Below are 13827 nucleotides of genomic sequence, written 5' to 3' on the forward strand. Positions count from 1 at the left end.
TATTGTAAAAAGAGCTATATTTAATTGTGGAGTGAGAAAGAAAGGCAATAGTATGGCTTTTTTTCCATTGTTATCTATCCGTTTATTGTGCAGTGGGAATTGGTATTAGCTGAACGGACACTATTGTTATACTATATCTTATATACAATTGTGCAATATGGACAATGGCAACAAATTTACTAGCGAAATTCAGTGATTTATGATTGATAATTAAAGTTCTTAATTAGTAACCGTTCACACTTAATTCTTCAATCTCACTAATAGAAAGGCCAGTAAATTTGACAATAGTGTTGACATCAACATTGTTAGCCAGCATTGCTTTTGCGACTTCGATTTTTCCTTCGATTTTTCCTTCAATTTTCCCTTCCTCTTTACCGATTTTGATGCCTCTTTCTTCGCCAATTTGGATGCCTTTTTCAGTAGCAAGATCAAGTCTGTATTCAAGAATGGCTTCTTCTTTGCGTAGATCCATTATTCTTTCTTCATAAGCTACTAAATCTTTTTCATTCCAGCTAAACCTGTCTAATTCATCGTAGGCTAACTTTATTATTGGTGCTTTTTCTGCTATTTTCCTTAAGTCTTCTTCCGTAGTTTCATCTGCATATTTGAAGAAAAATAACCAACGATCCACTATGCTTTCTAGCTGTTCTTCCTTATTCTTAGGAAATTTAGGTAGTTCAATAAATACAAATTGAAAATCTTTTAAGTCATGCTCATTGGTTTTCTCATCTCTTATAGTGTGGCTGATCAAGCTTATCAGGAAATAAATTACAATTAGAGATAGCAATAAAGAAAACCTTCTTTAAATCAATGTACTTACCAGATTTATCAGCTTGCCTTGAGTAAGCCTTAGCAGCATATAATTGAGCTCGTTTTTCGAAGCCTTTATCGCGAGTAAGCTGGTTAGGTAAGGAAGTAGTATTGCTACTACTCCCTCCCTTAGAAACGCAGCATGCAGGTTTCCCCACACTACGCTTGAGCCCCTTATCTAAGTCCTTCTTTTCTCGAACCGGCTTGTCCTTCATGATTCCTCAGAAAACATCATTCTTAATGGTGACACCAACAGTAGAGAACCTTCTCTTGAGAAAGAGCTTGCTAACATTTTTGTTTGTTTCACTCTTTCATCAAAATACTTTTTCCATTTTAAGTCAAGTGGATTTGCATCCGCCCTGATTTTAACATGTCGTCTGATAGGTATATCAATCAACCTAAGCAGTCTTAAATACCTTATCTCTTTCGGTTTGTTCTTGCATATGGGTGCAGCAAAGACCCATTGACGTTGTTTCATTACCTTGAAGTAACGATTCTTTATCCAACGTAATCCTTTACGAGGATGTCTTTTCTTTGCCCATTTCCATAGAGCACACATAATTTCATGGTCTATTTTGTTAAAAGCTCTTTTCGCACACACATGGCTGTAGTAATTTCCCCATCCCCTTAATAGGGAATTGAGCAACTTGATTAGTACGGCCTGAGTGTTCGCTATGTTTGCCTTTATCAATGTACGTGCTTTATTAAGAAGTTTCTTAATACTTTCTTTTGAAGGTTTTATAATTAACTTCTTATTATACCTGCGTACATTACAACCAAGAAAGTCAAACCCTGTTGTAATAGATATAATTTTTGTTTTCTCTTCGGAAAGGATAAGACCTCTCTCCTGAAGAAAGGACGATACTAGAGGTTTTACTTCATTTTCCAGTACTTCACGTGTGATTCCTGAAATGATAAAGTCATCTGCGTACCTGATTACATTTACTCCACTTCTGATTTTGCTTCTTCTTTTACTGCCAAGTTTACCAAATTGACTTTCCAATGATTTTTCAAGTCCATTTAGGGCTAGATTTGCTAGTATTGGAGAGATGATACTACCTTGTGGGGTACCTGCAGTTGTGGAATACAGAGTTTTTGATTCTAGGAAGCCAGCTTTTAACCAGCTATGAAGAATTTTCTTCTCCATAGGAATATGCTTCATGAGCCATTCATGGTTAATGTTATCAAAACACCCTTTAATATCACCTTCGAGTATCCATTGTAGTTGGTTACGGCTTGCCAGTAACAAGTGACAAGCCACAGTAGCGTCTGCGCAGGATCTTTTTGGTCTAAAGCCATAAGAGTGACGATCACTGATCGTTTCAGCTATCGGTTCCAAAGCAAACAAGTATAATGCTTGCATGGCTCTATCTTTTATCGTAGGGATTCCAAGAGGTCTTCTTTTGCCATTAGACTTACTGATGTATATCCGTTTTAGCGGAGAAGGTTTGTATCCTCTTTGTTTTAATAGCTTTATTCCTTGAAATTTTGTGTTGCAAGTTGACCATATTTGACGATCTACACCTGCTGTCTTGGTTTTCAGTTACTCTCTTAACCGCCAAAGCTTTGCCGCTAAAAGAGCGTGTGAGAAGATGTTGTAAAGTTTTCACCTTACCCCATCTGCCTTGTTGGACAGCCTTAACAATACGCCTCTGTAGCCTCATAACAACTTTTTGGCATTTCTTCCAGGGTCATGCTTCGGAGTTATTGGTAGGTGCACTTACAGTTGTACTTGTAATCATCTGCTTTCCTACCTTAAGTGGTTAACAAAGTTTCTTGTCATGAGGGACCAAATGGAGGTCTGCTCGTTTTCACGCGAATTAATGTTACAAATTCTATCCATTTCGTTACAAAATGGCATTCGCTTTCTCCATTATCCTTTACCTGCACATCCATCAGCATTCCTTGCGGATTGCCTGCCATATAGGCGAAAATACAGGCTTACCCTGTTCCTTCTATCATACAACAGTGGGTTAGGTGGCTTCTCTATACCGGTGATTTGCGTACATCCAGAAATGAAAAATGTCACATTACCTTTTGGTCGGAGCTTATCAGCATCTTTAGCTCTTTAATCGTTACGATACTTATGAAGCTTCACTTACGTTCACCATACCACTAAGCCTAGCCCTCCAACCACATGATGCTTGTAGTTTATGCTTTCTCTCACGATTGAGCATCTTCTTTATCAAGAGGAGGTTCATTGTCCGCGTCGCTCGGCACCAACTGGTTACCCAATTCGCACTGATGCGTAGACTCAGATGGCAAAACATCTGGTTTAATAAGTTTTAGGATTCTTTCAGTTTCTTTCTGAAGGAATTCCTCTCCTTTTAAACAATATGACCGAAGACTTTCAGGTCGCACCATCTCGCAAATGTATTGAGCACCTGTAGAATCTCTACAGAGAACATCAACAATACTTTGCTTTTTAGCGGCGATATCAGGGTCTTGAATAGTACTTAAAAACTCTATATCCTTTATTTCATTTTTACCAGTAAAGCCAAGAATATCATTGAGAAAGTGAATAAGGATATCTTTATTTTTTTCAGTACCGAAGATACGCTTAAATGATACATCATTTTTGGGATCAAGAAACTTAGAAAAAGTCATAAGAAATCAACCTAAAAAGCATTAATAATTATACACAATTCTGAAGAAATATTCAACGTTTTTATTTTTAGGTAAGATTCAAGAGTGTTGATGAAAAAAACGACCTTCAGAGGTGGGCTTAGAATAGCATTCTCTACTTTAGACGTCTTTTGTATATCTTTTTACAATCACCTCTGTAACATGCCTTAGAAGGCCGGCAAATGGATACTATGAGTTTGGAGCTGTAGGAGACATCAAAGATACCCTTTTTGGTGTATAAAAATACGAATCTACGACAACATCGTTTAAAGAAATTAGCAGCTATTAATATCTTCTACCTTTTCATAAAAAAATAAACAAAAAAAAATTGAAAATTTGATTTGACTTCACCCAAAAGCTATGGCTTTATGCCAATACTGCTAAGAAAATAACAGTAAACATTTAAAAATAATTTATTATTAGTGAAGGGTATATTATATGAACAATAAGAATAAAAGTAAAGATCGTAAAAAAGAAATAGTGACCTTACCCAGAAAAAGTGGAGAGAAAGAAAAGAGTTTTTTTGGGTAAAATAAAATTTTGGAGGATTAGAAATGGCAAGAGAATATACGGCAGAATTCAAATTGGAAGCTGTTAAGCTGGCAAATGAACAAAGAAAGGTAGGTCAACCAGTTGCAAAAGTAGCAAGAGATCTAGGAATAAGGGATAGTGTATTAGGAAAATGGATGAAGAAATATAACGAAAAAAGTCAGCGGCAAATGCATTTCCAGATGTAGCACCTTATGACAAAGAGAGATTTGATTTACAGAAAGAGTTAGCAAAAGTAACAAGAGAAAGAGACATTTTAAAAAAAGCCCTGGCCAGTCAAAAAGAGTAAAATATTTTTTCATAAAAGAGCATAGTAAACACTATAAAGTGCAGGAATTATGTAGGGTTTTCTGCTAGTGGCTACTATAAGTGGACTACAAGGAAAATAAGCAGTAGAGAATCAGCAAATAAAGAGTTATTAGCAGATATTCAAAAAATATATCAAGCTTCTAAATGTAGATATGGAGCTCCTAAAATTCATGCTGAATTAAAGGCTTTGGGTAAAAGTTGCAACTTAAAAACAGTGCAAAGTATTATGCAGAAAAATGACATCAGGGCTATACTGAAAAGAAAGTTTAAAATTAAAAAACAACAAACAGATAATAGAGCTGTAGCTCCCAATATACTAGATCAAAACTTTATTGTTGATCAACCAAATAAAGTATGGGATTACTTACATCAAAACCAAGGAGGGATGGCTATATTTGGCAGCAATAATTCTCACGTATGGTAGTTAATGAGTAGTGCAATAAATAAACAATTGGTTATGAACTCTTTATTAATGGCCGTTAACAAGCGTAAACCTGCCAAAAATCTACTATTACATAGTGATCAAGGTTCACAATATACTTCGCAAGGTTATCAATATCTCTTATCCATAAAAAACATAGATGAGTCATAAAGGTTGTTGTTACGACAATTCTGTTGTGGAAAGCTTCTTCAGTTCTCTAAAAAGGGAGTTACCAATAGACACCTCTCGGCACTCTAAACAGCATATCAAAACTGCTATATTTGAATATATAGAAATTTTTTATAACAAACAACGTCACTATTAACTATTGCATTCCAGAACAATTTGATGCATCATTCTTTTTGTAAAAAACATTCCAAACTTTCTCTCCACTTTTTCTGGGTAAGGTCATCATAGCATTAGTTAGATGCATTAGAATTGATCATGATGATGTACATATAATGTTTAGGTTTCAAGAACTTGCTCTGGAAATGCAAAAAAAAATGTTCAACATTATGTCGCGAGTCAAACTTAGGGTATTTGGCGTCTCATGTTTAATTTTTCGCACTACGTGCATCGCATGTCTTTAAAAATTTCTGGGTTTTTACCTATATAAGCCGAAACGCGCTTATAAAGCGTTACAAGACATCAAAAAATGCCAATACTCGACAGAGATAGTAAAAGACTAGCTAACTCGGGGATTCTTTGTCTTTTTTTCTGCTTAGTAAATTTCTTAAACATTTGCAGCGTAGGTTAGTTGCAATTAAAAGCAGCTGAATTTCGCTTGTCAAGCGTTTAAAACATAAAAAACGCCAATATTTTAAAGCGGATAATAACCCCAGGGCTTCTTTTGCCTTTTTTTTATTTGGTAAATTTCTTAATGTTTATGGCTAAACGACAATCGTCATCCCGCTACGTGTTAGCGGGATCTAGAGATACCGCGAATGAATCGCGGTATGACGGTTTGTGGCGGCATGACGATAAGGTTTATACCTTGTCATCCCAGTGCTTGACACTGGGATGACAGCTAGCCTGACAATCGTCATCCCGCTACGTGTTAGCGGGATCTATGCTTTGAGATACTGCGAATGAATCGCGGTATGATGGTTAAGTAAGGGATCTATGCTAAGAGATGCCAAAGACCTTCATGAAACTTTGCCCATTTGGCTTCTCTAAAGATTTCGTTTACAGAATCTAGTAACTCAGCTATGCAGAATAAAAAAAGTTTGTATGGTATACAAATAGTGTGTTTTTTTTATAATTATTTTCTATAATACATAAACCTTTGGTCCAAGCTGTAAATGCCACCATAGGCATTAAAAGTTAATTAACAAACTGCAATGTATAATGAAATAAAGACACTTGCAAGATTTTGATCTTGCAAATCATAAACTTATCATAAAGTTTAATAGTGTCTGTTACTGCTTTTAGGTGTGAGGCTAGAGGGTTATTAGCAGTAACAGACACTATTAAACTTATTATAGAATTTACTTAAAGTAAATACTTAATTTAAAATATTATAATATTTTTACTTACAATAGATTTATGTAAATGCTTTTTTCCTCAAATTAGTATTGTACTATTATACTTGTTGAATGCTAAAAAATTATTAACCATCACTAATCTCTATTTGCATAGTAAGTTTATATATACTATTATACAGTATATCATTTAGTTTTATAGCAAACAAAAGATATGGTGAAGTTATTTGCACTATTGATAATATTTTACTCAAATATATCTGTTGCCTCTGCTCCTACTTCCTGGCAATTTGGATTTCCTGCTCCTGCAACTGAAGTAATGGAGGCTGTAGTTAGGTCACATTCGTTTGTGATGCTTGTGATGGTTACAATAATGCTTTTTGTGTGGGCGCTGCTTGCTTATATAGCGTTTCGCTTTCGTAAAAGCAAAGTAACAAACATAAGTAAAACTACCCATAGTGTTCCTTTAGAAATTATTTGGTTTGTTATACCAACTATCATTGTTGGAATATTAGCCTTTGAAAACGCTAAATTACTGAAGCTACAGGAAGAAATACCGAAAGCTGACATAACACTAAAAGTTATTGGCCATCAATGGTATTGGAGCTACCAATATCCAGAATATCAAGGTGTGTCATTTGATAGTTATATTAAGGGAAAAGAAGACTTTATCGAAGGAGATTTAAAGCTATTCTCTGTTGATAACAACATCATTTTACCCGTTAATGCTAACGTTCGTTTACAAGTTACAGCAGGAGATGTGATACACAGCTGGGGAGTACCGGCTTTTGGTGTAAAAATTGATGCGATACCAGGTAGGCTGAATGAGGCGTGGTTTAATATCAAAAAGCCTGGTGTTTATTACGGGCAGTGCTACGAATTGTGTGGTCAAGGCCATGGATTTATGCCAATTGTTGTTGAAGCAGTAAGCAAAGAAGATTTTAATAAGTGGATTGAAAATAGAAAATTAGTGAGTTAAATTTGGAGTATAGATATGAGTGACGTACCAAAGGGCATAAAGCGTTGGTTGTTTTCCACTAATCATAAAGACATAGGGACACTGTACATTATTTTTTCCATATTAGCTGGAATTATTGGTGGATTATTATCGGTGATTATTCGCACTCAGCTAATGCACATTAATATACTTAACAATAATTATCAATTATATAACGTAATGGTTACAGGGCATGCGTTGATAATGGTGTTTTTTATGATAATGCCAGCCTTAATGGGAGGATTTGGTAATTGGTTTGTACCTCTCATGATTGGCGCACCAGATATGGCATTTCCTCGTATGAATAATTTAAGTTTTTGGTTATTAGTGTCATCTTTTATTTTGCTCATTCTCTCAGTGTTTATTGGTGAAGGTCCAGGTACAGGTTGGACTTTATATCCACCTTTATCACAGGTAATGTCCCATCCAAGTGCAGGAGTTGACCTTGCTATACTTGCACTTCATGTTGCTGGTATGTCGTCAATTGTTGGGGCGATCAACTTTATAGTTACTATATTTAACATGCGCGCAAAAGGCATGTCATTAACTAAGATGCCACTGTTTGTTTGGTCTGTCTTGCTAACAGCATTTATGTTGATTGTTGCTTTACCAGTGCTTGCCGGTGCTATAACTATGCTTCTTACTGATCGCAATATTGGCACTTCCTTTTTTGATCCTGCCGGTGGTGGCGATCCTGTGTTATTTCAACATCTATTTTGGTTTTTTGGTCATCCAGAAGTTTACGTAATTATTTTTCCTGCATTTGGCATCATAAGTCAGGTTGTATCAACTTTTTCTCACAGACCTGTATTTGGTTACATAGGGATGGTTTATGCAATGATAGGTATAGCAGTATTTGGCTTTATGGTTTGGGCTCATCATATGTTCACTGTTGGGCTTAGTGCTGACGCTGCTGCATTTTTTAGCACTACCACAATTTTTATCGGTGTTATAACTGGTGTAAAAGTCTTTAGTTGGATTGCAACTATGTGGGGCGGAGCAATTGAGTTTAAGACCCCTATGCTATTTGCACTAGGTTTTATTTTTATGTTTGTTGGCGGTGGCATAACGGGAATAATTCTTTCTCATGGTGGAATAGATAAGCTCCTGCACGACACCTATTATGTTGTTGCTCACTTCCATTATGTCATGTCACTTGCTGCATTATTTGGAGCTTTTGCTGGCTTTTATTATTGGATTGGTAAAATGTCGGGTAAACAATATAATGAGCGCTTAGGTCAAATCCACTTTTGGCTTACTTTTATTAGCACCAATATCACTTTTTTACCTCAACATTTCTTAGGATTAGCTGGTATGCCAAGGCGTATACCTGATTATCCTGATGCGTTTATCCCTTGGAATTATATATCCTCAATTGGTTCGTATATGTCCTTTGTTTCAGTTATGTTTTTTGTGTTTATAGTTATACATCTCTTTAAATGGGGCAAGAAAGCTGGAGATAATCCTTGGGAAGGTGACACCTTGGAATGGACGGTATCTTCACCACCGCCTTTTCATACTTTCGAAAAGCCACCAGTGGTAAAATAGAATGTACACAAGTGTTTTGCTAAATGTTGAATCAACAATACTGGATTTTTGGCGTTTGCTGAAGCCAAGGATAATGTATCTTGTGGTATTTACTGCAGTTGCTGGTATGGTTACTGCACCAGGTAGTATGCACCCTTTTCTAGCACTAATATCTCTTATATGTGTTGCTCTTGGCTCAGGATCTGCAGGTGCTATAAATATGTGGTATGACAAAGACATAGATCTGCTCATGGAAAGGACAAAAAACCGCCCTATACCTTCAGGTAGAGTTTCTGCAGAAAGCGCGCTTGAATTTGGTATAACTCTTGGAATATTGTCAGTATTTATCATGGCAATAGCAGTAAACTATATTTCTGCTGCTTTACTTGCAATCAGCATATTGTTTTACGTTTTTGTATATACGATCTGGCTCAAAAGACGCACTCCGCAGAATATCGTTATCGGTGGTGCAGCAGGTGCTTTCCCTCCAATGATTGGCTGGGCAGCTGTGACTAATTCTGTCAGTTGGGAAAGTTTCATTTTATTTTTAGTAATTTTTATGTGGACTCCACCACACTTTTGGGCCCTATCTTTAAATAAGTCTGAAGACTATGTAAAGGCATCGATTCCAATGTTCAATATTGTTTATGGTCCGAAGAAAACAAGAAAATATATATTAATTTATAGTGTGTTGCTGGTGCTAACTAGCTTGCTTCCAGCTCTATTTTTGAAAAAGGCTTTACTTTATCTAAGCATGGCAACCTTTGAAGGGTGCGTTTTTATTTGGTACGCTATATCAATTCTCAGATTCAAGAACCACAGCTCACAGAAAAAAATGTTTTCTTATTCAATTTCTTATCTATTTTCCCTATTCGCCAGTATTATTTTTTGTTCTATTGATTTATTTTAGTTATGAAAGAACGGCAGAAACATAAAAACTATTTTTTCCTTTTCCTTTTGGTAATGCTCGTTGTCACACTTTTTTTTGTTTCTATAATAAAATTTAAAGGTGCAGCTTAAACTACCTTTAGAAATTGTGCTTTCATAGAAGCAACTATATACTTTGTTAACCGATATAAACAAAGATGAGTAAAAAAGAAGTGACAATATATACGGATGGGGCGTGTTCTGGTAATCCTGGAGCGGGAGGATGGGCAGCTATCATATTATTTCAAGATTACAGAAAAGACATTTATGGTAGAGAAGAAAATACCACAAACAATAAAATGGAGTTAACAGCGGTGATCAATGGGCTGAAAGTATTGAAATTTTCTTGTAATATTAATTTATATACGGATAGTCTTTATGTTAAGCATGGCATAACAGAATGGATAAATAAGTGGAAAATGAATGGCTGGAAAACAAGTAATAAAAAATCAGTAAAAAATATGGAATTGTGGAAAGAGCTAGACAACGTTGCTTCACAACACGAAATTGATTGGAAGTGGGTTAAAGCACACAGTGGCGATAAGTATAATGAGGAGGCTGATAGTTTAGCAAGAAAAGCAATAATCGATGCTTAAAAAAATCACTATATCACTTTCCATAGTTCTATTGTTTGTATTCTGCTTATTTGTCTTTTTTAAGGGTGAGAGTCCTTTAGAAATCAATATTAATTATATTAATTTTTATGTTAAACATAAAATATCAAAGATATTTGTTGGCTCAAGCGTTAATATGGAGAATACCTCAGTTGTTTGGCAGAAAGGTAGTAAAGATCCGTATTTAGTCATTACAGATTTGGCAATAGCAAATCCTAATTTTACTATAAAAGTTCCTGAGCTTTTTGTACATTTTAAGTTAAGTTCCTTATTTAAAGCTAGCACAAATCTCTCTCAGGTTTCAGCTGATAATGTGCATGTATATATCAAGAGAGAAGAAACTAATGTTAATCCGCAAAACTCATTAGACCTTTTGGATAATCATTATTTAAGTAATAACCGCCTTCCTTCGGTGTCATTCCAGCGCGTGACGCTGGAATCTAGAAAAAAAGAAACCTGGATCCCAGTGTCAAGCACTGGGATGACAGGAAAAAAAGATACTGGGATGACAGGGAAGAATTTCAAGATGACAGAAAGCAGTGCAAAAAATCTATTAAAAACAATAAGGGAATTTTTTTTTGACTTAAATGCGGATTCAAAAATTGAATTTACTAACATCGCTATTGATAAAAGCACAGAAGATGAATTTTTTATTGATAAATTATATATAGGGAAGGGGGAAGATTTTAATGTTTTAGATATTCATGTGAATACAAAAGATGGAAAGGGATTTTTGGATGATTTATCAATTACGATAAAAAATCGCAACAATTTGCTAAATGTGTACGGGACATTTTATGATCTAAAATTGGGACTATTGAGCAAGTTTTCTACATTAGTTAAAAGCTACAATTTGGACAAAAATATAGGATTCGAAGGAAGCTTCTCAGTGAAAATTAATAAAAAGGATGAAATTGTAGATGGAAATATATACGTATTAAATACAGAAAATTATTTGAACAAAAATTTGGCCTTAACTAATGTAAATATAAATTTAACATATAGTAATGGAATTATTAGTGTAAAAAACTTCCATTTTAAGTTAAATGACACGTATCTCTCTTTAATAGGCAAAATGAACTTTAGTACAAGTCATGCTTTGCTTAGAATTAATATTAGTAAGTTTGCTGCAAAGGATTTATGTACTTATATACCAGATAGTGTAGTAAATAGTAAATTTAAAAGCTGGTATTGTGATAATATCGAAGGGGATGTTTTAAATACCATTGTAAGTTTCAATGGCAAAATTAACAATTTGGTTGATGACGATCTGTCAGACATTGTAATTGTTGCTGATATAGAAAACGGTAGCGTAAAATTTGATGAAGATTTTGAGCAAGTAAAGGAATTAAAGGGTGATTTGATCATCAAGAATAACGATCTTGAAATTACTGTAAATAGCGCTAAGTTTCAGAATTTCACTGTTAATGGTGGTGATATTGCAATGAAATCTCTCAATAAGGAAAATTCAGTTCTAACCATTAATGGCCAAGCTGTAAGTGATGCTTATGGTTTATATGAGCCTATAAAATTTAAGCTGGATGATGTGGTGAAGGTTGAAAGGGATAAAGTAAGTGGAATGGCAAAATCCGTATTTAATTTTCGCATTTTTAATCTAAATGCTGATGACAAAAAAGTAGATTTTTCGGCCAATTTTCATTCCGAAATTGACAATTTGGCCGTCTATAATGCAAGTCTTGGTAAATATGATGTTAAGCTTAGTTTTGGCAGTGACTTTATAGATTTAAATGGTAGTGGTATGGTGAATAACACACAGCTATTATTTGACCTGAAAAGTAGCAATAGGAATGAAAGTTTCGCCTGGAATTTGACCGGAGATTTACCTGCTCAAATATTTAATTTTGATAGTGGCTATGTCAGTGCAAATTTAGAGTCAGTGATAAATCAAGATAAGACGGGGTATGTTAATGGTGATATAGATTTATCAGAATTTGAATCACATTCAAGCTACTTAGGGTGGAAAAATCGCTTTGAAGATCACAATAAAATTTTGTTTTCTACAAGGTTAAAAGGAGCAGGTGAATTGTTAGTAGATAAATTAGACATTGTAGGAAATGACCTAGATATAAAATTCAGCGGAAGAGTAGAAAATGGAAATTTATATTTAAATTCTAGTAGCTTTAAATTGCCTGATAATGATTTTAGTATAGAAATTGAATCAGGTAAGGAGAAAAATGCCATAACTATTTATGGTGAGGAAATTAACTTAAGTGATATTTTAGGCTTGCTTGGCAAAAACAGTAATGGATTAAATAAAGATATAGAGATTAGTATGAATGTTGACAATGTAATTATGAAAGAAGGCATCGTTATCAAAAATGCTAAGCTGAATGTAACCTGTACTAAAGGTAATTGCAATGGAAGTCAATTTACAGGGCAGTTTCTGGAAGATAGCAGCAACATACTAGCAGAATACAGTGGAATAGGGCTCGAAATATATGCGGATAATTCAGGTATGCTTTTGCGTTCCTTAGGCATTAGTAAATCAATTAAAAACGGCAAATTGTCTTTTTATCTCTCTCCTCAGAGAGAAAGTGGAGAACATTATGGTACGTTATCCATTAGCAATTTCTACATCAAAGATGCTCCACTACTTACTACTTTATTGTCGATGTCTTCATTGCCTGGCATTGTAAATGCCATAAAAAATGAAGGTGTATACTTTTACAAATGTAATGCACCTTTTTCATACAAAGATGGCACTATTGAAATTGAAGAATCTTGGCTTGAAGGGGCGGAGTTAGGTATTAGCACTGGTGGTAAGCTCGATATTAGAAATTATAAATTCCAGGTTGCAGGACAAGTAATACCAGCATATTCAATTAATAAATCTTTGTTAAAAATTCCTATAATTGGAAAACTTCTTACTGGTGGGAAAAGTAGGGGAATCGTTTCAATAGACTATAAAGCAAGTGGTGATGACAAAAACAATAACGTATCTGTTGATCTTATCTCTTCGCTAACTCCAAACCTATTAAAGAGGTTATTGGGAGTGTTTGATCGCATTATGACAAAAACTAACGAAAGTGGCTTAAAAGGTGGTGTGAAAAAGAAATTTGGTTCGATATGACCAAAAGGGAAGTTATTTAACAAAATTATGGACAAAAATGCAAGAATTTCAGAATGATCTACCTGATTTTTTATTTAGTTGTTTAAGTAATACCACTCCCTTTAACCTCTCTATATTTGCTGAACAACTAAAAAGGGTAGGGGGGTGGTTGTAAATTGTATCTGTTCAGCAGAGTGGCAAAATAAGGTAGACGAGAAAAGACAACTATAGGAACAAATGGGTGTCATGCCAGTGCGTGACACTGGTTTCCATCCAAAAGGGTGTCATTCCAGTGTCAGCTACTTTCATGACATCGTTTACTATGTGCCATATTGTAATGTTCGTACAGTTGTGGAATGAATCGCGGTATGACGTGTTGCTTGGGTCAGCTATAGTATAAATATACTAGGGGTTATAGTTTTCTTATGCTGCCTTTTGTTATTAGACAACCACAATATAAAGGAGTGAAACGGATGCAAACAGTAGTGCATTTCTGC

General features: G+C 34.9%; 8 protein-coding genes and 3 pseudogenes. 7 read left to right on the forward strand and 4 right to left on the reverse strand.

Annotated features, from left to right (window positions below; genetic code table 11):
* Positions 1-223: 223 nt before the first annotated feature.
* From OOK97_RS03260 to OOK97_RS07280, 4 genes and pseudogenes are all read right to left on the reverse strand, one after another.
* A pseudogene (locus OOK97_RS03260) lies at positions 224-1025 on the reverse strand (Rpn family recombination-promoting nuclease/putative transposase).
* Positions 1022-2320, reverse strand: coding sequence for a group II intron reverse transcriptase/maturase (gene ltrA, locus OOK97_RS03265; RefSeq protein ID WP_319803573.1), 1299 nt, complete (start codon positions 2318-2320; stop codon positions 1022-1024). Before ltrA ends, OOK97_RS03260 begins: the two are co-directional and overlap by 4 nt.
* On the reverse strand, positions 2226-2474 hold the full coding sequence (locus OOK97_RS03270) for a reverse transcriptase N-terminal domain-containing protein (RefSeq protein ID WP_264705007.1): 249 nt from the start codon (positions 2472-2474) through the stop codon (positions 2226-2228). Before OOK97_RS03270 ends, ltrA begins: the two co-directional genes overlap by 95 nt.
* 697 nt (positions 2475-3171) lie before the next feature.
* Positions 3172-3417 (reverse strand): annotated as a pseudogene (locus tag OOK97_RS07280) (PD-(D/E)XK nuclease family transposase); the annotation flags it as partial.
* A gap of 572 nt (positions 3418-3989) precedes the next feature.
* Between OOK97_RS07280 and OOK97_RS07600 the strand changes: the two are divergent.
* From OOK97_RS07600 to OOK97_RS03320, 7 genes and pseudogenes are all read left to right on the forward strand, one after another.
* Positions 3990-5082 (forward strand): annotated as a pseudogene (locus tag OOK97_RS07600) (IS3 family transposase).
* A gap of 1327 nt (positions 5083-6409) precedes the next feature.
* A complete protein-coding gene (gene coxB / locus OOK97_RS03295) occupies positions 6410-7174 on the forward strand; it encodes a cytochrome c oxidase subunit II (protein WP_182320018.1) in 765 nt (254 codons plus the stop codon).
* A gap of 15 nt (positions 7175-7189) precedes the next feature.
* The gene (ctaD, locus tag OOK97_RS03300) at positions 7190-8740 is read left to right on the forward strand and encodes a cytochrome c oxidase subunit I (protein ID WP_253303143.1); all 1551 of its coding nucleotides are present in this window, start codon (positions 7190-7192) and stop codon (positions 8738-8740) included.
* A gap of 1 nt (position 8741) precedes the next feature.
* Positions 8742-9629: a heme o synthase gene (locus OOK97_RS03305; protein WP_264705615.1), complete on the forward strand. Its 888-nt coding sequence runs from the start codon at positions 8742-8744 to the stop codon at positions 9627-9629.
* A 175-nt stretch (positions 9630-9804) separates the two neighbouring features.
* Positions 9805-10242 carry a ribonuclease HI gene (gene rnhA / locus OOK97_RS03310; protein WP_151807582.1) on the forward strand — a complete coding sequence of 146 codons (438 nt, stop codon included), beginning with the start codon at positions 9805-9807 and terminating at the stop codon, positions 10240-10242.
* Entirely contained in the window at positions 10235-13351 is a 3117-nt protein-coding gene (locus OOK97_RS03315) for a DUF3971 domain-containing protein (RefSeq protein WP_264705616.1), read from the forward strand. Before rnhA ends, OOK97_RS03315 begins: the two co-directional genes overlap by 8 nt.
* A gap of 235 nt (positions 13352-13586) precedes the next feature.
* Entirely contained in the window at positions 13587-13730 is a 144-nt protein-coding gene (locus OOK97_RS03320) for a hypothetical protein (protein WP_264705617.1), read from the forward strand.
* The last annotated feature ends 97 nt before the right edge of the window (positions 13731-13827 follow it).

The sequence above is a fragment of the Wolbachia endosymbiont (group A) of Gymnosoma rotundatum genome (assembly GCF_947250765.1).
In the GTDB taxonomy this organism is placed as follows: domain Bacteria; phylum Pseudomonadota; class Alphaproteobacteria; order Rickettsiales; family Anaplasmataceae; genus Wolbachia; species Wolbachia pipientis.